At 58.1% G+C, this 20,643-nt stretch carries 15 protein-coding genes and 6 pseudogenes; 13 read left to right on the top strand and 8 right to left on the bottom strand.

Annotated elements, in window-relative coordinates:
- Positions 1–48: 48 nt before the first annotated feature.
- Positions 49–2,988 (bottom strand): Tn3 family transposase, encoded by a 2,940-nt coding sequence (locus tag BN1800_RS30735; RefSeq protein WP_027513627.1) that lies wholly within the window; start codon positions 2,986–2,988, stop codon positions 49–51.
- A 115-nt stretch (positions 2,989–3,103) separates the two neighbouring features.
- Between BN1800_RS30735 and BN1800_RS30730 the strand changes: the two genes are divergently transcribed.
- Both BN1800_RS30730 and BN1800_RS30725 read left to right on the top strand, forming a co-directional pair.
- A complete protein-coding gene (locus BN1800_RS30730; protein ID WP_013851020.1) occupies positions 3,104–3,694 on the top strand; it encodes a recombinase family protein in 591 nt (196 codons plus the stop codon).
- On the top strand, positions 3,678–5,027 hold the full coding sequence (locus BN1800_RS30725) for a DUF7986 domain-containing protein (protein WP_027513626.1): 1,350 nt from the start codon (positions 3,678–3,680) through the stop codon (positions 5,025–5,027). Before BN1800_RS30730 ends, BN1800_RS30725 begins: the two co-directional genes overlap by 17 nt.
- Positions 5,028–5,066: 39 nt before the next feature.
- Here the strand turns inward: BN1800_RS30725 and BN1800_RS30720 are convergent.
- A pseudogene (locus tag BN1800_RS30720) lies at positions 5,067–5,732 on the bottom strand (NADP-dependent isocitrate dehydrogenase); the annotation flags it as partial.
- A gap of 64 nt (positions 5,733–5,796) precedes the next feature.
- Here BN1800_RS30720 and BN1800_RS30715 point away from each other — a divergent pair.
- Positions 5,797–5,928 (top strand): annotated as a pseudogene (locus BN1800_RS30715) (L,D-transpeptidase); the annotation flags it as partial.
- Positions 5,929–6,026: 98 nt separating this feature from the next.
- On the opposite strand, the pseudogene BN1800_RS30710 reads toward BN1800_RS30715, so the two are convergent.
- Positions 6,027–6,718 (bottom strand): annotated as a pseudogene (locus BN1800_RS30710) (Crp/Fnr family transcriptional regulator).
- 468 nt (positions 6,719–7,186) lie between these two features.
- On the opposite strand from BN1800_RS30710, the gene BN1800_RS30705 reads away from it, so the two are divergent.
- The 5 genes from BN1800_RS30705 to BN1800_RS44130 all read left to right on the top strand — a co-directional run bounded on the left by BN1800_RS30705 (position 7,187) and on the right by BN1800_RS44130 (position 11,536).
- Positions 7,187–8,068: a glucosamine kinase nucleotide-binding domain-containing protein gene (locus BN1800_RS30705; RefSeq protein WP_087002910.1), complete on the top strand. Its 882-nt coding sequence runs from the start codon at positions 7,187–7,189 to the stop codon at positions 8,066–8,068.
- On the top strand, positions 8,065–8,829 hold the full coding sequence (locus BN1800_RS30700) for a GntR family transcriptional regulator (protein WP_087002907.1): 765 nt from the start codon (positions 8,065–8,067) through the stop codon (positions 8,827–8,829). The genes BN1800_RS30705 and BN1800_RS30700 overlap by 4 nt, the downstream gene beginning before the upstream one ends.
- Before the next feature lie 29 nt (positions 8,830–8,858).
- Complete coding sequence (locus BN1800_RS30695; protein WP_087002904.1) at positions 8,859–9,254, top strand: hypothetical protein; 396 nt, start codon at positions 8,859–8,861, stop codon at positions 9,252–9,254.
- Between the two features lie 1,064 nt (positions 9,255–10,318).
- Positions 10,319–11,299 (top strand): DUF3991 and toprim domain-containing protein, encoded by a 981-nt coding sequence (locus BN1800_RS30685; RefSeq protein ID WP_143534171.1) that lies wholly within the window; start codon positions 10,319–10,321, stop codon positions 11,297–11,299.
- Between the two features lie 171 nt (positions 11,300–11,470).
- Positions 11,471–11,536, top strand: coding sequence for a hypothetical protein (locus tag BN1800_RS44130; protein WP_425299083.1), 66 nt, complete (start codon positions 11,471–11,473; stop codon positions 11,534–11,536).
- Between the two features lies 1 nt (position 11,537).
- Here BN1800_RS44130 and BN1800_RS40710 read toward each other — a convergent pair.
- Positions 11,538–11,627: pseudogene (locus tag BN1800_RS40710) on the bottom strand (IS6 family transposase); the annotation flags it as partial.
- Between the two features lie 324 nt (positions 11,628–11,951).
- On the opposite strand from BN1800_RS40710, the pseudogene BN1800_RS30675 reads away from it, so the two are divergent.
- The 5 genes and pseudogenes from BN1800_RS30675 to BN1800_RS30655 all read left to right on the top strand — a co-directional run.
- Positions 11,952–12,208: pseudogene (locus BN1800_RS30675) on the top strand (IS630 family transposase); the annotation flags it as partial.
- 169 nt (positions 12,209–12,377) lie between these two features.
- Positions 12,378–13,238 (top strand): phosphocholine cytidylyltransferase family protein, encoded by an 861-nt coding sequence (locus tag BN1800_RS30670; protein ID WP_244564711.1) that lies wholly within the window; start codon positions 12,378–12,380, stop codon positions 13,236–13,238.
- 10 nt (positions 13,239–13,248) lie between these two features.
- On the top strand, positions 13,249–14,136 hold the full coding sequence (locus BN1800_RS30665) for a GHMP family kinase ATP-binding protein (RefSeq protein ID WP_087002901.1): 888 nt from the start codon (positions 13,249–13,251) through the stop codon (positions 14,134–14,136).
- A gap of 113 nt (positions 14,137–14,249) precedes the next feature.
- Positions 14,250–14,954 carry a CDP-alcohol phosphatidyltransferase family protein gene (locus BN1800_RS30660; protein ID WP_244564710.1) on the top strand — a complete coding sequence of 235 codons (705 nt, stop codon included), beginning with the start codon at positions 14,250–14,252 and terminating at the stop codon, positions 14,952–14,954.
- A 215-nt stretch (positions 14,955–15,169) separates the two neighbouring features.
- Positions 15,170–16,855 carry an asparagine synthetase B family protein gene (locus tag BN1800_RS30655; protein WP_087002898.1) on the top strand — a complete coding sequence of 562 codons (1,686 nt, stop codon included), beginning with the start codon at positions 15,170–15,172 and terminating at the stop codon, positions 16,853–16,855.
- 23 nt (positions 16,856–16,878) lie between these two features.
- Here BN1800_RS30655 and BN1800_RS30650 read toward each other — a convergent pair.
- The 4 genes and pseudogenes from BN1800_RS30650 to BN1800_RS30635 all read right to left on the bottom strand — a co-directional run.
- Positions 16,879–17,705: pseudogene (locus BN1800_RS30650) on the bottom strand (transposase family protein); the annotation flags it as partial.
- Positions 17,706–17,739: 34 nt separating this feature from the next.
- A complete protein-coding gene (locus BN1800_RS30645) occupies positions 17,740–18,522 on the bottom strand; it encodes an ABC transporter permease (RefSeq protein ID WP_087002895.1) in 783 nt (260 codons plus the stop codon).
- Positions 18,519–19,400: an ABC transporter permease gene (locus tag BN1800_RS30640; RefSeq protein WP_425299082.1), complete on the bottom strand. Its 882-nt coding sequence runs from the start codon at positions 19,398–19,400 to the stop codon at positions 18,519–18,521. Before BN1800_RS30640 ends, BN1800_RS30645 begins: the two co-directional genes overlap by 4 nt.
- A 43-nt stretch (positions 19,401–19,443) precedes the next feature.
- Positions 19,444–20,526 carry an ABC transporter substrate-binding protein gene (locus BN1800_RS30635; RefSeq protein ID WP_425299081.1) on the bottom strand — a complete coding sequence of 361 codons (1,083 nt, stop codon included), beginning with the start codon at positions 20,524–20,526 and terminating at the stop codon, positions 19,444–19,446.
- Positions 20,527–20,643 lie beyond the last annotated feature (117 nt).

Raw genomic sequence — 20,643 nt, 5'->3', positions numbered from 1 at the left:
GCTCCAGTACATTATTGGGACGCAGATATACGGTAGGCGGTTTTCCGCTCAGGATGGAGCCGACCTGATCGGCAGGAGGCCCTCCTCATCGACCTCCAGGGCGTCGGACCAGACGTAGTCGCCGGTAATATTGATATGGTCCCAGCCCAACGGCGACAGTTTGGGGATCATCTTCTCATCGAATGGCCTGCCTTGCCGGCGCATGGCCTCCGTGATCCGTCCGAGATACCGGCAATTGAAGAGTACGATGGCGGCCGTGACGAGATTGAGGGCTGCGGCCCGGCTCGCTTGGTTTTCATGGCTCCGGTCCCGGAAGCGTCCCAGGCGATGGAAGGCGACGGCGCGGGCAAGGGTGTTTCGCGCTTCGCCCTTGTTGAGTTCTGCGGTGACGAGTTGCCGAAGAGCGGGATCCTCAAACCATCGTAAGGTGAAGAGTGTGCGTTCGATTCGCCCGATTTCGCGCAAGGCCGCTGCCAGACTGTTCTGCTGCCGGTAGGCGGACAGCTTCTTCAGGATAAGGGAAGGTGTGACCACCTTGTCGGCGAGTGCCCGGATTACCTTGCCGATTTCATCGGCATGCCCCAGGATTAGGTGAGCGTCGAGCCGGTGTCCAAACAGCGGCGCCAGACGGCCATATCTTGTTTTCGGTTCGAATGCATAGAGTTTGCGGTCCGACAGGCGCGGAATTCGAGGCTCAAAGGAGCGGCCCAGCAGCGCTGCGATGGCGAAGACGATATCGGAAACTCCGCCACCATCGACATGCAACGCCCCGATGTCGACATTGCTTTCGTGGCCGAGAATGCCATCCAATGCATGGATGGCTTCACCAGCGGTGCCAGCGATGACCTTCTGATGAAGCGGCGCATAGCGATCGGTGATCGTGGTGTAGATTTTCACGATCGGGTCACGGCCATAGTGCCCATTGATTGTGCCGCCAGCTTCGCCCGGACCACCGAGATAATAGGCCTGTCCATCGGCGGAAGCGCGCCAGCCTTCGCCAAACCAGACCGATAGCGGCTCGGCATGAATTGCATCGGTCATGCTCGCCAACGCGGCGCGGTAGGTGTCCTCTCGCATGTGCCATGTCTGCATACGCAGCAACGCCCGCCGGGTGACCGTACCGCACATTTCGGCCATTCGTGACAGGCCGAGATTGGTCGCTTCAGCGATCAATGCGGCCATGAAGGCGCGCTGATCCACAGGTGGCAATCCGGTGGAGACATGGGAGAAATGCTCTGTGAAGTCGGTCCAGTGGTTGACCTGATCGAGCAGGTCGGTAATCCGCACCCGCGGCATCATGGCGTATAACCTCGCCGTGACGGCACGCATTTGTTCCTGCTCGTTGTCGCCTCTTGGCTCCTTGGGGAAGCGGAGCTTTCCATCGGCGAATATCGCTGCATCCTTGCCAGACAGGTGACGTTCCGTGTTCAGAAGAGCAGCATCGAGCGCAGCCATGCGGTCTGAAAGATAGTCTTCGGCATTGAAAGCGTGAACCAGAGCGACCGGTTGCGTCGGAGTTGCCGGTGAAGCGGGCGCGAGGAGCTTTTCGAGCGGGCGGTGAATTCGCGATGTCGCAACCCACACGCCGCCGCTCGCAAGCGCATTGGCAAGGATGAAGTAGGTGGCCAGTTCGTAATAGGAGCGGTCAATGGAATTGTCGGTAAAGACATACCGGGACCACCGCCGCTCAATATGGCCGAGCGGGACGTCGGCAGGTAGCGGTTTACGACGGTCGCCACCAATCCCGCCCAACACTGCGATTGCAGCAAGGAGCGGCTGCATGGCACGACCGCCTTCGAATGCAAAGCTGCTCAGGAACCGGGCGCCAATCTTCCTGAACACGTGGTATTCGGGTGCAAGCTCGCCGAGCACGTCCGGCCTTCCAGGACGAAGTGTTCGCCGGATGATAGCCGCATCATCTGCGATGGTATCCAGGGGCGCGATCACAGCGACGGCAGCAGTTACATCGGATTCGGATCGCACAGCAGTCACCACAGCGTCAAGCACCTCGGCGATCCGAAGAAGCCGGGCACGCCCCTGTTCCGCAGAAGCGGCGATCGTTTCCTCAAGCCGCTTTTTGGCGCGCAGATTGGCACGCCCAACGAGCGACTGGAACATCGACAACGCCGCATCGGTCAAGGTAGTCGCCAACTCGCTCAAGGTCGCCATCATGACCGCATGTCGGCGTGGTGCATTCATCTGCTGGAACGCTTGCGCCGTATAGAGGCTTCCTTCTCTCGCCATTTGAGCCATGCGGTGATTGAGGTGGAGCGGCAAGCGTGCCGGTGCATCACCGACGATGTTGCGGACAAGGTCGAGCCTGTCGAGAATCTCGGCCAGCGATCGTGCGCCTACGCCTCCAGCCGGCGCACGCAGCCATGACAAGCGACTTTGCTGGCGATGAACCTTGGCCGATAAAAGCACGTCCATCTGATCGCATTGTGGTGGAGATAGAAGCGCCCCGATCTCGGCAATCGCCGCGAGATCAGCAGAATGCATCGCCGTGGCGGCTAAACGTTCGACGACGCTGATACCTGGGATGATGATCCTTGCAGACCGCATCCGTTCGATCAGCCGATCGAGAAGCACCCGGCCATCGGTCAAGCCGACAGCTTCGTCTTGAGCCCAGGCGGTAAGCTCGTCCCGCAATGGTCGGCTCAAATCGCGGAAGCCGTGGCGCTGCTTGATCGAGGTCAGCTGTTGGTATCGCGTTGCGCCGCGACGGGCAAACAGCGTGATGACATCAGCGTCGGCTTGAACCTGATCAGCAATGTGATCGAGCATGATGCCTGGCAGCAGTTCGCCGCGGCTGAGATATCGGCCAGGGAACCGCAGGCAGCAGAGTTGGAGTGCATAGCTCAGTCGGGTCTCCGGCGTCCGGCATTGATTGACGGCGGCAAGATCAGCTGGGCCGAGCATATGGTGGCGCAAGACCTCGACTTCCGTCTCCGGCAATGTCAGCAGTGCATCCCTCTGTTTCCTGGTCATGGAAATTCGCGGCGGCATTCCATATCCTTTCAAAAATAGCTTGCCTTACGAGTCCATATTGAAACAGGATTGTGAAAGGAATTTCGCCTTGCTTTGTCCGTGTAGCCAGACCTCGATGCTGATTGGCTACGCCCGGGTGAGCAAGGGAGACGAGCAATCGAACAAGGCCCAGGCCCGCGCCTTGTCCGAAGCTGGCTGCAAGCGCGTGTTCGAAGAAAAGGCGTCTGGCGGGCGTTGGGATCGGCCCGAATTGCACCGCATGCTCGATCAACTGCGTGATGGCGACACCGTCGTTGTCTGGAAGCTGGATCGCCTGTCACGATCGCTGAAGGATGTCCTTCATCTGATGGACAGGATCACCAGTGCAGGTGCGGGATTCCGGTCTCTCACCGAGGCGATCGACACAACCACGGCGGCAGGGCGCATGATGATGCAGATGGTGGGATCCTTTGCGGAGTTCGAACGCGCCATGATCCGGGAGAGGACCACGACGGGCCTAGCTCAGGCACGTGCCGAAGGACGAATTGGGGGACGCCGTAAGAAGCTCGACCCGAAGAAACGCCGGGAAATCGCCGAGAGCGTCTTGTCAGGCCGCAAAAGCGGAGCCGAAATGGCAAGACTTTACGATATCAGCGAACCGACGGTTTCGCGCATCGTCGCCGAACATCGCCAGAATGTGGAGACCTTCCATGCCGACCAGCCATGACCTCAAAGGTCTGATGAAGTTCCTTGCCCGGGAAGAATGGCGCGAATGCTTTGACGAGGTGTTCTACGACCATTTCGGGCCAGTCCTGGATGCTGGCGACATGGACTTCGAGGACATCGCCGAAATCCTTGGCGACGACTGGGCTATGACGCTCTGGGGCTGCGCCTTCGAGGATTTCCTGACCCAGGACTTCGAGGTCGAGGGCGGCAACATCGTCGACGAATATCTCAAACGTCGCGGCTGGAAGGAAAATGCCCAGGCAAAAAACTGTATGAAGGCGCTGCGCACTTCCGTCATGAGCCTTTACGAAGTCAGTGAGATCGTGCCGGGCAAGTCGCTCGCCGCGCGAGATCTTGTTCGTGGTGGTGACCCGATCGCGGTCAGTGAGGGAACAGCTACAAGTACCCTCAAGCAGTGGGACAGGATCGCCGCCCGGATTGTCCCCGTCATGGGCACAAACGTCTTCGCCGGAGGCCTTCTGCCGTTCACGCCGCAGGCCACCGATGCGCTGTTCGATGGCCTGCGGCAGATGTTCGGCAAAAAGAATGCGAAGAAGCTGCCGGTCATCAAGGACGAGGAGCTTCAGGCCGCCGCCTCCATGTTCACGCTTTCATGGCTGTTCGATACGCTTGAACGCGCCGCAGGGCTGCCATCGATGCAGAACGCGGATGGTGATGAGCTCATATTCCATGACGTCAGGTTTCCGCTCGCCTCCGGAATTGCCCAGAAGGATGTTGCCGCACGGGTTAGCAACATTCCCGGCATGTCGCAGGAAAACGCAAAATTCTGGAACTGGCTTGAGCAAAAGCCGAAGCACGACGCCCGTAAACGCAGTGCACCGTCTTTCGACACTACGATGGAAAACGGGGCGCGGGTGCGGGGAAATGTGGAATTGAAGGGGAAATTCCTGCACCTGGCGACCAACTCGGCAGAGCGCGCACAAGATGGAACGACCTTGATCCAGCAGGCTCTCGGTGATCTCGTCCGCGCCCCGCTTACAGAAATCCGCACGGTCGAACAGATGATGGCCGAGCGGCCGGCACGCGAAAAGGAAGCCCCCGCGCCTGAAATCCCGCCCGAAATTGCCGAGCAGGTCGTTCATCAGTTCATGGACCGGCAATATCGTGAAACCCTTGATCAGCCGGTCGGCATGCTCGGCAACAAGACGCCGCGTCAGGCCGCAAAATCAGCCGCTAGCCGACAAAAGGTCGCCGAATGGCTCAAATATCTCGAAAACCAGTCTTCACGGCAGCCAAATCCGGCAGATCCTATGGCGACATACAGTTTTGAGTGGATGTGGCACGAACTCGGCGTCATCGATCTGCGCCAATAACCGCTACCGCATATCCGTGTCCCAAAAATGCACTGAGGCCTTGAAGCGGCCGTCATAGGCCTTGAGGATGGTGTTCTTGGTCGACAGATAGACCGGCCACTTGCGCATCAGCCCGTACATCATCGAAGCGCGGGCGAATTCGCGGATCGATTCGTCGAGGTTGTACATGGCCATGGCAACGCCGGCGCCCGGTGCGTTGAAGACTTCCTTCTCGATGACGGTGCCGTCTTCGCCGACGAACTTGATCGTCAGCTTGCCCTTGCCGGGGAACTTGAAATCGGTGGCGCGGTACTGGTCGCCGAAGGCGTGGCGGCCGACGACGATCGGCTTGGTCCAGCCGGGAACGAGGCGCGGCACGTTCTTGCAGATGATCGGCTCGCGGAAGATGACGCCGCCGAGAATGTTGCGGATCGTGCCGTTCGGGCTCTTCCACATTTCCTTGAGGTTGAATTCCTTGACGCGGGCTTCGTCCGGCGTGATCGTCGCGCACTTGATGCCAACACCATACTTCTTGATGGCGTTGGCGGCGTCGACGGTGACCTGGTCATTGGTGGCGTCGCGGTTTTCGACCGAGAGGTCAAAATAGTCGATGTCGAGGTCGAGATACGGATGGATCAGCTTATCCTTGATGAGCTGCCAGATGATGCGCGTCATTTCATCGCCGTCGAGATCGGCGACGGGATTGGCGACCTTGATCTTGTTCATGTATCTGCCTCGTTCGAGCTTGAAGGGGACCGGCGTCCCGGGTGGGTGATGTGATGAGGAGCGCTATAGCCTGAAGCGCTTGGGCCGGCCGGCCTCGCATGGCTGCGTTCGCCTGCACTTCAAAAATGCCGCCCAGTTCTTCTCGCTGGCGCGACAGGCCGGCCTTGCCAATACCCGCGTCGTGATCACGCGCTGATCTCGGCTCAGCGCCAGACCCCGAATTCGGCATCTGATCCGTTTTGCGCGCTGATCCCGGATCAGCGCCTGACCCGGATGTCGGCAGTTGATCCCGTTCTATGCGCTGATCATCCGCTCCAGTTCATCCATGTCGGGCACGATGATATGTCGGAAGTTCTCGATGCGAATGACGCCGCTCTTGCGCAGCCTGGTCATCTGGCGGCTGACGGTTTCGATCGTCATCCCGAGGAAATCGGCGATCTCGGCGCGGGATAGCGGCAGGTCGAAGGCGGTGCTTGTGGCCGTTTGCGGTTCGGCGTGTGTGGCGATCAGGTAAAGCAGGCTTGCGACTTTCTCGCCGGCAGTGCGCCGGCCGAGCGTCAGCATCCATTCGCGCGCGGCATCCAGCTCCTTCAGCGCCTGATCGTGCAGGCTGCGCTGCAGTTCCGGCGTCTCCGATATCATCCGGTCGAGCAGGTTGCGGGGGAAGACGCAGATTTCGGCATCGGTCGCAGTCTCGGCCGACAGCGTGCTTTCGCGCACGAATGGCCTGCCGACGAAATCGGGGGCGAATTGCAGGCCGACGATCTGCTGGCGTCCGTCCGGCATCACTTTGCAGAGCTTCACCACCCCGCGCATGATGTTCGAATAGAAAGAACTTTCCGAGCCTTGAGCGATGATCTCGCAGCCCGCGCCGACCGTGCGGCGGAGCGAGTGGCGGCGCCGCAGACGACGCCGTGCCGCGCCTGGCAGGAACGGCAGGCGACGAGAGTGCCGGCGTCCGAAACGTCACTGCGTACGACGTCCATGTCCTGATCCCTTCGAAATCCGCGTGTGGCGGGCGCGGCTGCGCATGCCGAGCATGCCCGAGATGATTACGCCGCGATTGCGGGTTCGGCTATCCTGTTTTTCCGGCACGGCTTGATGATTATCAATTTCGCCGGGGCCGCGCTTTGATCCAGGTCAAAGTTTCCCTGCCATGGCTGTTGTTTGATGCGACTACCTCGACACGATGCCGTCCGAAGAATCTCAAACTTGAACAACGGAGCAAAGATCTTCGAATCCTGGCGACGAAGGTCGTCGACGTCTTTGCCACGAGCATTTCCCAAAATTGCATGAGGGTTTCTCGCGACAGCGTCGCCCCATGCCCTCGCCAGCCGGTTTCCAATGACAATGAGGTATGTTTGTGCGACGTACGTACTAACACTACGAGAGCAGTTGGCGCGGCCCGAACGCGATCGACGATGTGTCAGATGACCTCCTGAAGGAACGGGCGGATGACCGCATACCTAATCGGAATCGACGGCGGTGGCACGAGCTGCCGTGCGGCAGTCGCCGGTTCGAACGGGAATATCCTTGCGCGGGCTCAAGCCGGGCCAGCCAACATCCTTTCCGATCCGGATACGGCGCTCGACAACATTGCCAGTGCGACCCGCGCGGCGTTTTACGCAGCTGGCATCAATGCGCGTAGCATCGCCTCGGCGCGTGCAGTTCTGGGGGTCGCGGGCAATAATGTCGGCGAGGCCGTTCACTACGTGAAAAACAGGCTACCCTTCGCCGAGGCGGACATAGAGTCAGACGGACTGATCGCGCTACAAGGCGCGCTTGGCGATAAAGACGGAGCCGTCGCCATTTTAGGAACAGGCACGATCTACATCTCCCGCCACTGTGATACGGTGACCTACACCGGCGGATGGGGCTTTACTGTCGGCGACCTCGGCAGCGGCGCTCGTATTGGACATTCGCTTTTGCAAGAATCGCTGCTCGCATACGACGGCATCCATGTCATGTCCGCGATGACCGCTTCCGTCCTTGCGGAATTCAAGAATGACCCACGTAATATCGTCGAGTTTGCGCGGCAGGCAAAGCCCGGCGCCTTTGGTCGCTATGCGCCGCGCGTATTCGAGCACATCAAACAGGGTGATGCCGTCGCCGCGCGCCTTTTGAAAGAAGCCGCTGTTTCAGTTGACGAAGCACTTGATCGTCTAGTCGCTCGAGGAACGCAGAGGATTTGCCTGCTCGGGGGATTGGGGCCGCTTTATTCGTCCTGGATCGCTGCGCGGCATCAAAGTCTATTGGTAACGCCCGAAGGCGATGCACTGAGCGGGGCCGTGGCCCTGGCTGTTTCGCGCTTCGGGCACCTGAAAGCGATCGAATGAATGACGGGCTTGCTGCCATGCTTCCGGGATGGGGCAAAGACATCAAGGGCGCCGGTCCGCTCTATCAAAGGCTTCGCCTGGCGCTTGTAGAGGCGATCCTGTCAGGTAAACTCAAAAAGGGCGACGTTCTTTATCCCGAACGAGACCTCGCTGAACATGTCCGCGTTAGCCGTGTAACGGTCCGCAAAGCAATCGACCATCTCGTCCAAGACGGATTTCTGGTTCGCCGGCGCGGCTCAGGAACCTTCGTAGCCGGCTCGGCGGTCCGCGCAGATCAGCCTCCCTTACGCGCAAACTTTTTGACGGGTGATACTTCCTGGCTTGGATCGGACACGAAAGTCGAGTGGATCGAGCGCAGCACGTCTCATCCCGCACCAGAGGAGATGATGACACTCGGCCTGTCAAGCGACAGTCGTGTCGTGCGCATCACCCGCTTGCGGAGCTCGGCGGGCCAGCCGCTTGCGATTGAACGCATATGCGTTTCCTCGGAGTTCCTGCCCGACACTCGGACCGATACCTCTTCCATCTGCAACACACTCGCGGACGCAAGCTTTAGACCCGTTCGTGCGATCCAGCGCACTTTCGCACTTAACATCGAAGATCCGGACGCCACCACGCTTGGCGTCGCGATCGGAACGGCTGGACTTTTGACAAAGCGCGTTGCCTATCTTGCTTCGGGCCGCGCGATCGAGTTCAGCCGCTCACTTTTTCGAGGCGATGCCGAAGGTTTCGTCAGCGAGCTCACCTTTCGCGAAAACTGACCTCTCTTTTTACAAGATAGGATCCTATCATGCAGGTCACCATGCAAACGAACATGCGCCGAGAGGTCGACCAAATTTCGAAAGCGGCGGCCAAATTGCTCGAGCGCTTAGCGAAAGACTTCGCTGCCGCCGGTGCGGTTTTGCGCTCCGAGAACACCGCATTCGTCGTCACGGTCGCGCGCAGCTTGTCCGACCATCCCGCCATCTCACTGAGATATCCCATCGAGCCGAGGGCGAAATTACCCGTCTCTTCGATTCGGCCGCCCCGCGCCTCAATCTACGGTGTCGGGCCCAACTTTGGTCGCGGCGCTGCCTTGCCGAGGCAGCCACGCGCGCGATCGCTGCGTCGATCGCTCTCACGAAAAAGCTTCCGCTCGTGGAGCCTGCAAAGCACGAAGGTCGGCTTGTGCCTGAAGACGGCGTAGATCTCGTGGTGTTGCCCCCGAGCTTAAGTTGAAGTCGAGCTGGATAGGTGACCAAAGGTTTCGAGGCAAGCACCCATGGTAATTTCGGATCAAGTTTGCACAGGTTCTCCAGTGGTAAGGTCGACGTTTTCCGCTCGGAAACCCGCTGGGCTTTAGCTGAGTGGGACCAGTGCGTCATGAAGATACCAATGCTCTCGCCGTCTGAACGAACCTGTCTCCATTGGATATCGAGAGGCTGGACTTTGGCTGATATCGCGTTGATCGAGGGAAAGGGTACCGCTGAGATTCAGGCGTGCGTGGAGCGTGCGGTTATTTCGCTCAACGCCGAATCATTGGAACAGGCGCTTGAGAAAGCGAAGCTCATGCGATCAGACTGATCGCGTCATGGGCGCCGGATGCTTTCACCTTGCCTTTCATCTGCTCGTAAATGCGCCGTTTGGGCGACTCCTGGCCCTAAGCAAGATCGCGCCACCGGTCTTTAAAAAGACGGAGACGATGGCTCCTGCGGTCGGTGCGGAACCGAGGTGGCCATGAAAGCAAGTTAATTCGCGTGTTTGAATGGACCCCGGCTGTGTTCCGGATTCCACGTCAACCCAGTGAAAGATCCGCTAGGAAGCTGCTGCCGCTCCACGTCGCGCTGCTCGCGCCCGTCCCGCGCATTTGAGGATTTATTCAGCGGGAATTGGCCGGCCTGGAGGCCCCTCTAAAGTCGCTCGATCTTTCCTCCGTACGGTCCCTCCAGCTCTCCCGCGAACTGATCACGGTCTTCGAAGCCGACAGCGAGTACGGTGTTCTACCCTCTGACGAGATCGACGCCGACGACGATCTGGCGATCGTTTACGATTCTTTCCCTGGCCGGCGCATTGAGCCTGCCCCTGTCTTTGGCCTGCCGCTTGCGAACTGCAGGCGCAAGGGAGGCTTCGCCGCGGACAAGCATTGCATGATCCGACACTTGTCAGCCGCGCCCTTGCCGCCTTTGCTCTTCGCGGCTGGCCGAAGGGTGCCCGCGAAACGAAGGGCAAAGAAAGGCAACGAGGGCCAATCGCCGGGCGATTGGAAATCAAATGAAGAGAAGAGAAATAGAAGCGCTGCGCGAACGGGTCGGTTGCGCGGCGGTTCTCGAAAGGGCGAGCTTCGCCATCGACATCAAGGAAAGCAGCCGGCGGGCGATCAAGTTTCGCCGTGGCGGTGAAATCATCATCGTTACGCATGAGGGGCGCGGATGGTTCGATCCGCTCAGCGATGCGAAAGGCGATGTGTTCGGGCTTGTCGAGCATCTCGATCATGTCGGATTTATCGAATGCGCCGAACGGGTCGCAGATCTCGTCGGTTCCACCATCACCGAGCCCGAGTGGCAGCCATTGGAGCCTGATGGAGGAGACGAACTCTCCCTCCCCGATCGTTGGCAGGCGCGCCGCCGCCCATGGCCCGGATCGTCGACATGGCGTTACCTCAACGGCGAGCGCTGGCTGCCGGAACCTTTGCTCCTTGCGGCGATCAAAGGCGACCATCTGCGGGAAGGGCCATACGGGAGCATGTGGGCAGCTCATACGGACGATGTCGGCGTTGTGACTGGCTGGGAGGCGCGAGGTCCGCAATACCGAGGGTTCGCCTCTGGAGGGAACAAGATTCTTTTCCGTCTCGGGCGGCCTACTGCGTTGCGCCTGGCCGTCACAGAAGCCGCGATCGATGCCATGAGTCTCGCGGCCATCGAGGCGTTGCGTGACGGCACGCTCTATCTCAGCACCGGCGGCGGATGGTCGCCGTCCACGCAGGCCGCGCTGAGGGAATTGGCCTCCAGACCTGACGTCCAGCTGGTCGCGGCGACCGACGCTAACTCTCAGGGCGACCTTTTTGCCGAGCGATTGCGGGCGCTCGCCGAAGATGCCGGGTGCGACTGGACGCGGCTGCGGCCGCCCAAGGAGGATTGGAACGAGACCCTGAAAGTCAGGGAAAAGCAAAAACTGGAAAGAAAGGAAAGTGGCGTGCCGCATTCGCACCGCCCGCGTCAAGGGAAGGCTTCGCCCGGTGGAGCCGACCCTTGACGCGACCGGTCGCGATGTCGGCGGCTCGGAAGGGGGTCATGAGGGACTGAAGGGGATGGCGAGGTCGAGAGGACGGCGCTGCACTTCAGTCCGAAAACCTCCAAAGGAGCCGCAGATGATCACCTCTCCCGCAACCGCCAAGGTTTTCAGTGCGTCGCAAGCCGGCAGCAGATGTTCCGCATGTTCGATCGCCACGCGCAGCGCCCAAACCGTTGGGATGGTGGTGCCGCACCGTAGGACGTAGCTTGTCGGTGATCATTACACGGGGCGGACGGTCTTGTGTTTTCAGGAGCTTGCGCATCAAGCGCTTTGCTGCCCGGTTCTTCCGAAGTGGTGGGCCCTTGTCCTAAGAGAGCAGCATGCTAGCATTCAGAGGTCCGCTACTTCAACCGAAATGCTGGCGAAAACTCGTCAGTCACTCTGCCCCACACCGACCCCGTTTAAGGATCGCCAGGACTCCTCACGGAGTAATGGCGGTAGCCATTGCCGCACCGCCACCGATTGAATGAAGATGGGCAATTTGCAAGCCAGCCTATTGGGTCTTTGAGAATTTGAATCATTATTGTTCGAGATTTTCGTCGTTGTCCGCGAAAATGAGCACTCAATGGCGCCCGCATCTGGGCACAATATGATGTCATCTGCAGCGTCCGAAAGGCATCCGCGCTGGACCTTCCACTTCGTCCCACATCCTGTTCATGGCTGAACGCCGTCGAGGGCTTCTTTGCGAAGCTGACGCGCCGACGTCTGAAGTACGGCGTCTTCCAGTCCGTCGTCGACCTCCAGGCTACCATTAACCGCTTCGTCAACGAGCATAACCAAAAACCAAAGCCCTTCATCTGGAGGGCAGATCCAGACGAGATCATTGCAGCTGTCAAACGTGGGCGCCAAGCGTTGGAATCAATCCACTAGTTACGAGAGTTCTGACAATGTCGTACATCCGGGTCTATCTGGTCTTGGTTTCAAAGCACTTTCCCATTTTGGCATGACGGTTGCTCAGGTGATTAGAAGATTCTTCATCGCCACAGATGGCAGCTCGAGCCTAAGCGGGGTGGAGGAGATCAGTGTATGGAGGTGGACAATGGCGGACAACAATGATGGATCGGCGACAACACCTGGCGAGTATGGGCAGGTGGGTCGCCACCGAGCTAAACTGAATAGCTCTTCCCGAACGGATCATAATATATCGGAAGCAATCATCCTCGCCGCTGGAATGGGAAGACGTCTCGGTCATCTAACCGCCAATCGTCCGAAGGCGCTTATCGAAGTCGCCGGCGAGCCATTGGTGTCACGCCTCCTCAGTCAAATGCAGCGCGCCGGTGTCTCGAACGCAACAGTCGTGGTCGGCTTTCTCGGCGATAAGTTGATCGCGCATGTTCGCAGCACCTCGGGAGCGATGAACATCGATATCGTCGAAAACCCTCGATACCGATCTGAGAACAACATTACGTCCTTGGGCCTGGCGCTTGTCCCTGGAAGAGCCGTTATCCTATCGGATTGCGATGTTCTCCTTTCCGACTTTCCCGCCCACTGGTTGCAGCCGGACGGTGCTGACATAACGGTTCCTACCCGCCCACTTCGACCTAAAGAAACGGGGACTGTCTTGCGGCGGGGGATGGATGGGGAGTGGTACATAGTTGTCACGCGCAACTGCGACGAAACCCTTCCAAGCGATCGCAAGACGATCAGCCTATACCTCCTTCGCTCAAACGAGTTTGTACTGGATTTCCATCGAAACATGAGGGACGCGATTTCGGGAGGCGAAACGGCACTCTACTATGAGGATATCCTCGCTCGCTCGCTCGGTTCGAAATACCGGCTAGGGATTATCGAGACAGAGAGCTTCGACGTCACCGCGTTCGAGATCGACACCCCAGAAGACCTCGAAGAAGCAGAATCCTGGGTCGCGGCTGCCGGCAACAACTGGCTACGATCATCATGAGAGGTTTATCATGCACGCGAGCGGCTTTGCAATTGGCCACCACGGCGAAATCCTCCAAGGCGTTTTCCGAGGCGATGATAGTCGGCTGCACCGAGGCTTAGTGACGCTTCCCTTCCCACCTCGGTACTCGATTGCCGTCGCTGAGCCGATTGATGGCATCGAAGTCCTCGTCCGCCCTAAGCACAAAACAAAATCGGGAGCGGCGGCGAGGCTCCTTCTAGGTGGGATCGGGTATTCTGGCAGGGGAATCAAGGTCACCGTGAATTCGAATATTCCAGAAGGATTCGGCTTAGGCTCATCAACAACGGACGTTGTTGCGACCATCCGCGCAACGGCTCGACTGTTAGGACTGCAGCTAGAGGCTAGCACGATCTTTCGCCTAGCTGTTCGAGCCGAGGTGGCCAGTGACGGCACCATGTTTACTGGAAATCCCAGGCTCATCTGTCCGCGAGAGGGCATTGTGCTCGAGCGCTTCGAAAGCAGAATACCCGAGTTCTCGCTGATCAGTGTGAACGTAGCTCCTAACCACCCCGTTGACACATTAGCCCATCCGCCGACCAGATATACAGGGGACGAGATCAGGGAGTTCGGAGACCTGCGAAAGCTACTACGGCGAGCGCTGGAAAACGGGAGCCTTGGTGAATTGGGGGAAATGGCCACGCGAAGCGCTGTCATTAATCAGCGGTACCTGCCACAGCCGCATTTCGATTCGCTCTTGGAACTGTCCCAATCCACGAACGCCTTCGGCCTTCAAGTTGCGCACAGCGGGAGGATGGTTGGCATGTTCTTGGATCCGCGATTGGAGAAAGGAGATAAATCTGTCGAGCACATCCAACGCGAATTGCTGCGGTTAAACCTGTACTCCGAATTTTTCAGGTCTGGCCAAACATCCGTTTAAGATTGTTGGTGAGGAGAGCATAATGACGATTGATGGTCGGGTAATTGGTGGTAATGGACTGCAGTTTAAGCGGCTTGCTCGGAGTAGTTGCATAAGCGGCAGAGGAGCATCGTTTGTTCCAGTTGGGACTCGACAATGCACAAGCACCGATCTTCGCCAAAAGGCTACGAGGAACAATCATGACCAACGTATCGTCGATGGAACAAGAACGCCGCCAACCCATAATGGGAATTCTCCTGGATCCGCCGAACGCGATAACGTTCGTCGGAGCTCTTTTAGCAATGTCCGCATGCGCGATGGCAGTGATGGGCAAATACAACCTCGCCCTGATATGCGTTCTCTGGAGCCACCTGGCAGATTCGTTGGATGGTCTGGTTGCCCGCAGGATGCACCATCGCCAACCGGGGATGAGCGATGTCGGAAAGGCGATGGACGCGTTGGGAGATTTCCTATCTGCTGGTGTCTTTCCCTTGATCTTTCTCGCTTCATTGGGTGAGGCGGCACCATTCCCGACGTTCGCGGGGCTACTCATCTGTGCCGCGGGCATTTTGCGGCTGAGCTACTTCGAAGCGTTCGGACTGTCGGGAGGCTCTTTCGTCGGGGTGCCGCTGCCCCACAACATCCTCGTATTCGCCCTGTCGTACTACCTCGGCTCCCAAATCGTAACGGATCACCTGATCCTGCTGATGGGCGCCGTTGCGGTCATCATGAGCGGGTTACATCTCTCGTCGATCCGATTTCCAAAGATGAATGTGACTTGGATTGTCCTTTCGGCAGTCTTCATTGCCGCGATGAGCGCTCTTCTCGCTCTTCAGTAAACAAGTGTCTCAGGATCGGTCTCTATTCTTGCAATTCGTTACTACCGAATTCGTTCGATGCTTCGTCGTAATCCCGACAATACCACCATTTTGTGACACCGTTTCACATGAACTGCCGCAGGTCACGAAAAGACATCCGGCTAAGCAACAGAAGCACAATTCGAGTTTGGCACGTCATTTTAGCCATCGAACAGGAGAGGATTATCGTGGACGCAATGTTTGGCTCGATCGGCATGCCACTTGTCGACCCCGCACTATTTTCCAGGATGCTGAAACACCGGGGAAGTTACGTCGACACGATCAAAGGGGCCGAGATTTCACTAAGCACGGTCAGTAGGTTGCCTGGTAGAATCTTCAAGGATCCAGAGTTGATGGTGGCCTATACCGGATCCCCTTCTGTCGAAGGAAAACAGGTCTCGATGGCCGCGGATCTTGCGGAGCTTTACGCACTAGGCAAGCTGGACGCCCCAGATGCAGTAAATGGTCACTATTGCATCGCACTGGTCGACATACCGAAGCAACAGATTCGTTTCCTCCGTGACAACATCGGGGTCAACACCCTCTATGTCACGCGGATCGGAAGGGGCCTGGCCTTCTGCACTGAATACAAATGCCTTCGGGCTTTGCCTGGCTTTGATCGTTCAATCGACCTGGAAGCGATCAAGGGATTCGAACGAACCGGGTGGGTGCCGAGCGGGCTAACATTCTTTTCCCAGGTAAAGCCGGTTTTGCCCGGAAAATGGTCGAAGGTCAGTTATGAAGACAATTCCTTTCCATCGGAGGCGGCATCATCGATCACGCCTGCGATAGCGGATGCTTTCGTACCGGTGGAGGTGGTCGCAGACGCTTTGCTGAGCGCTGTGGAAAGGCTCGGCGCCGATCAACCGCCAGCGGTGGGCATAATGCTGAGTAGCGGAGTGGACTCAGCTCTAATCGCAGAGTTGGTCGCCCGCTCCATGAAGCAAATCACGGTCAAGTCGTTCACTGTTGGTCACAACGGAGGAGACCCCGAGATCGAAGGCGCCCGGTTGACCGCGTTGGCTTTGGGACTGGAGCATCACGAACTATTTCTGGAACCATCAGAATTTTCACGACTGCTTCCAGAAGCGATGTGGGCGATGGAGAACCCCGGGGGCTATGACGAGTATCCATGCTTGTTCGGGCTTTGCGAGATGGCAGGGTTGCATGTCGATGTTCTATTTTCTGGCAATCTCTCGGATACATTATTTGGAGGCATGAACTTCCACACGCAGTTGTGGAAGAGCCTTAACGGGCGGCCAACTGATGAGGAATCGGCCCCAAATGGAAGCCTTACAATCCTCAAGGGGGCAGCAAGCGGCACCCACGCGACGCTGCGGACGCGGTCGCCTTCCTTGCATGCCGAACTTGTCGCCACAATGGATAGGCGGGACGAGCGGATGGGTGCCCAGGAAATGCTCGCCGCTCGTTTTGGCATCGATCTGCGCATGCCGTATGCCGACACCCACGTCGTCCGAACCGCAATGCGCATTCCTGACCCCCAGAAGGTCAATGACAAAGGAAATAAGCTTATCCTGCGCCAAGCGTCGGCGATGTTTTTGCCCGAAGAGATTGTAAAGCGACCGAAACGAATACAGCAGCTGATGTATGACAGCGCAATGCGGACTTGGTTGTTGACGACATTTGATCTCTTGTTCAACTCCGCTGCGGCGCAAAAGCGGGACGTCTACGATTATGAAAACCTGGCTCTGGTAAGGGAAGAGCTCGTGCGCGAGGTCACCCGTAGTACCGTTCAAAATGCCTGGAAAGCCATTTCGATTGAAACTTGGCTTCGGATGTTCGCGGACGAGGAGCATTTCGCCCGTGCCATTACCGACGAAAGTGTAAAACCGGAAGCGGTTCTTTCGCCCGCCAGCCCCTAATTAGTCGGCCCAGAACAAAGGCCTTAAATCGTTGATCTTCTGGCGGTTGGGAAGATCTGGAGAAGTATCCGATTTCGCTATGAGAACGTTAAGCGCGGCCCCGATGAAGCACGCCAAAGGGGCCAGTTTGGCCAGGATGAGGCGCAGATTGTGACCTCCGCCGACGAGCAGCGCATTGATGGTGTTGCCATCGTACCCGAGAAGGAAGTTCCGGTCCAGCCTGCCATCGGTCTTCATATGGCCGATGGTGGGCTCGATGGCCGTTCGTCGTTTCAGCTCCCGTCGCATGGTCGGCGTCAGCCCGCGCCGGCTTCCGGCAATCATCACCGACGCCGATCCAGTGTAATCATGACCGCGATATTCCTCGACGTAGATGCGATCCGGATACCGCCCATGGCAACAGCCTGGTCGACGGGATGTGAGAGGGTGTGCCCGCCATAGGAATTGTCTTCGAATGCCTTGGCCGCCAGAACCAGCCCTTCGCGGTCCGTCGCCGCGAACCCTACCTTCCGAACTCGAATGGCGCGCGAGCCTTGCCCTTCGAGAAGCAGACGACCTCGGGAGCATGCAGCGCATAGACCTTGTTCTTGTCCTTCGGCTTTTGCGCCGGCAGCCGTTCGACAAGACCGAACAGCCGGGCAAAAGTCCGCTCCAGTTCGACGTTGCCGGCGACCTTGCGGCCGATGCGCAGGCGCTTCAGTTCGCGGCGCATGCGGCGGAATTGCCGGGCATGGGCATAACGGCCGGCGCGCACCGCCGCTGCTTTCGTCAGACGCGTATCGCTCTGCCTCAGCTCGATGCCATGCTTCTTGGCGTGACGGACCAGCATCTGCAGAGCCTTCAGATACAGGATACCGTTCACACCACAAGAATGAGAGGAAACCCTACCCTGCTCGCCGCGAAAACCGCGTCATGACGTTAATCATGGCCAGTGCGCCCCAAGTGATGGCAAAAGACAGGATGGTCAGGGCTGCAGGCTCATAGGCTTTGCTCATGCCGATTTTTTGAATGTAGGTGCCGAAAGCCGGGCGCGTCAAAAGGCTAGCGATCACGAATTCCCCCATCACGACCGCGAAGGTCAGGAATGAGCCTGCCATGACGGAAGGCAAGATGTTCGGGAAGATCACCAGCCTGATTGTCGCGAATGGCCGAGCGCCGAGAATGCCAGCGGCGTCCGTCAGCGTCTGAACGTCAATCGTCTGCAAGCCGGTATCAATCGTGCGGTAGAGGTACGGCAGAGATAATGTGGTACAGCCGCAGATAAGCAGGATGCTCGCACCAGCGCTGCTATCGGCCAGCGGCAGCACCGACGATGACGAAAACAGCCGCAGATAGCCAAAGACAAGCACGATAGGTGGCACGACCATGGGCAGCATCACGAAGATTTCCACCACGGGCCGCAGCCATTGGAGGCGCAACCGGACATAATAGGCCATCGGAACCACGATGATCGTGCCAAAGATGATCGTCAATACTGCTATTATCAGCGAATAGAAGAAGCTGGCCGCAAATTCCGGGTCTAAGAAAACCGACTCGTAAGCCTCAAGCGAATATACGCCGCGCCGGATGCTTAATGAAAATTCCGCCGTGCTGAAAAGCGGCATCAGAAAGAACACTGCGGCGATGGCGAATATGGTCCAAGGGGAATAGCGCAGGACGAATTTCATTTCATCCACCGTTCGGAGCGCACGCGAAGCATCAGGTAAAGAGAAATGGTCACCGTCATGACAAATACCATGAGCAAGGCTAGGACGGCGCCAAGCTGCTCGTTGTGCAGGACGTCGCCGCGAATTTGCGCGTAGAGCAAGATCGGGATGACGTTCACCGCCGTTCCTGTCAGCGCGTAGGCCGTTGCGACGCCCCCGAATGCATTGGCGAACAACAATGCCAACGCCCCGAGTATTGTTGGCCAGAGGATTGGCAGGCCAACAAAGCGCCAATACTGGGTAGCCGTGGCACCCAACATCTCGGCCGCCTCACGTGTCTGTGTGGAAAGCCGGTCAACGGCGGGCATGATTATCGTGAATGCAATCGGGACCTGAAAGAACAGGTAGGTAAGCGTCAAGCCGGAAAAGCTGGCAAGCTCAAAACCTGCCGCGTAAATGTCGATGCCGAAGGCCTTCCGTAAAAACACAGTCACGAGGCCAAGCCGCCCCAGAGTGGCGATGAAGGCGAAGGCAAGGGGAATGCCTGAGAAATGCGAGGCCACGCCGCAAAAGCTCATAACGGCGGCCTTCAACTTCTGGCTGGTCACGCGCCGGCCAACGGTGAGGGCCAGTACGAGCCCGAGCACCGTTCCAAGAACGGCGGTGACGGCGGAGATTTTGGCCGAAGCCATGAAGGCGTCGGCAACCTCCGGCGTGATGATCTCCGCGAAGTTCGCTAACGTAAAACCTCCCTGCTTATCAAAAAAGGCCGTGGCCAGTAGCGCCGCGGTGGGCATCACCATCATGACGATGGCAAACATGAAAAACGGGGCCGTGGCAAGCAGTGCGGGCCAGTCAATGGACTTGAGGGATGAGGTACCTGTCAGCCCGGCGCGAATGCCACTCGCGCCGGGCTTGCCGTGTGTGGACTGTGGTTTCAACTTATTTGCTGCCTGCGCCTACGGTTGAAGTCCATTCCTTGGCAATCACTTCGCCGGCTTCCACTAGATGGGACAACTCGGGAAATACTAGATTGTTACCTGTCGCCGGGAGCTTGGTCAGCATGTCATCGGCAATTTTGCCGGATTTGCGCATGGCGTCAAAGCGGATGGGGTGGCAAAGGCCCTTGAGGTAGCCAAGTTGCCCCTCGTCGGAATAAAGGTACTCCATCCAGAGCTTGGCGGCTTGCGGATGCGGCGCGTACTTGCTGATGGCTTGGGCATAAACGCCAGCCACGGTAACGCTTGCCGGGACAATGGTGTCCAGTGGCGGATTTCCCTTGAAATTTTCGGCATAGGTGATGCCGTTGGAATCCCAGCGCGTGGTAATTGGCGTTTCGCCTTTGGCGATGGATGCTGCAGAGCCGAAACCGGCAACGAGATTGCCGGAGTCCTTCAATTGGCGGTAGAACTCGAGCCCAGCGCGGGCTGCTGCCGCGCCCGGCTGCGCGCCGGCTGCAAGGCCCGCGGCATAGACGCTTAGGATGGAATTGTTGGCGGTTCGCGGGTCAGCAGGCAGTGAAACGCTCTTCCGATAGGCGGGGTCGAGAAGATCAGCCCAATCGGCTGGAGACTTTGAGATAACGTCCTTATTCACGACGAAAGAAAGCACGCCGTAATAGTCGCCGTACCATTGCCCTTCGGGGTCTTTGGCGGTGGCCGGGATTTCGTCCCACGTTTGCACCTTGTACGGTTGCAGCAATCCCTCTTTCCGCGCAATGGGGCCAAAAACAAGGCCCACATCGATGACATCCGGCGCCTGCGAGCCGTTGTTGCCTATATTAGCCTTGATCGTTGCCAATTCTTCACCGGATCCGGCAGTCGGGCTGAGTTCGTTCACGGTGAGGCCGTATTTATCTTTAAAGCCTTGAATCAGCGCAGCATAGCCGCACCAATCATGCCCGAGGGCAATAACCGTCAATTGCCCTTCGGCCCTTGCAGCCGCGACAAGATCATCCATTTCGTCAGCATGCGCGCCAAATGGCATGGCCAGGCAAGCGACACCTACAGTCAGATAGGCAGTCATCCGTTTCCTAATCATCCGGTTTCCTCTCGCGGGAACTAGCAATTAAATGAAGCCTTGCCGACTAACGGCTACTCTTTACAAGAATGTGACAATATCTGGCATAAATTGGCAATTACA

Source organism: Rhizobium sullae (genome assembly GCF_900169785.1).
GTDB classification, from domain to species: domain Bacteria; phylum Pseudomonadota; class Alphaproteobacteria; order Rhizobiales; family Rhizobiaceae; genus Rhizobium; species Rhizobium sullae.
This window is presented reverse-complemented; position numbering and strand designations above follow the sequence as displayed.

Excerpts from the sequence above, each read along its gene's own strand:
- BN1800_RS30645 (WP_087002895.1), bottom strand. The coding sequence starts at position 18,522 with ATGAAATTCGTCCTGCGCTATTCCCCTTGGACCATATTCGCCATCGCC.
- BN1800_RS30670 (WP_244564711.1), top strand. The coding sequence starts at position 12,378 with ATGGCGGACAACAATGATGGATCGGCGACAACACCTGGCGAGTATGGG.
- BN1800_RS30635 (WP_425299081.1), bottom strand. The coding sequence starts at position 20,526 with ATGACTGCCTATCTGACTGTAGGTGTCGCTTGCCTGGCCATGCCATTT.
- BN1800_RS30685 (WP_143534171.1), top strand. The coding sequence starts at position 10,319 with ATGAAGAGAAGAGAAATAGAAGCGCTGCGCGAACGGGTCGGTTGCGCG.
- BN1800_RS30655 (WP_087002898.1), top strand. The coding sequence starts at position 15,170 with ATGTTTGGCTCGATCGGCATGCCACTTGTCGACCCCGCACTATTTTCC.
- BN1800_RS30735 (WP_027513627.1), bottom strand. The coding sequence starts at position 2,988 with ATGACCAGGAAACAGAGGGATGCACTGCTGACATTGCCGGAGACGGAA.
- BN1800_RS30725 (WP_027513626.1), top strand. The coding sequence starts at position 3,678 with ATGCCGACCAGCCATGACCTCAAAGGTCTGATGAAGTTCCTTGCCCGG.
- BN1800_RS30665 (WP_087002901.1), top strand. The coding sequence starts at position 13,249 with ATGCACGCGAGCGGCTTTGCAATTGGCCACCACGGCGAAATCCTCCAA.
- BN1800_RS30695 (WP_087002904.1), top strand. The coding sequence starts at position 8,859 with ATGCAGGTCACCATGCAAACGAACATGCGCCGAGAGGTCGACCAAATT.
- BN1800_RS30700 (WP_087002907.1), top strand. The coding sequence starts at position 8,065 with ATGAATGACGGGCTTGCTGCCATGCTTCCGGGATGGGGCAAAGACATC.
- BN1800_RS30730 (WP_013851020.1), top strand. The coding sequence starts at position 3,104 with ATGCTGATTGGCTACGCCCGGGTGAGCAAGGGAGACGAGCAATCGAAC.
- BN1800_RS30705 (WP_087002910.1), top strand. The coding sequence starts at position 7,187 with ATGACCGCATACCTAATCGGAATCGACGGCGGTGGCACGAGCTGCCGT.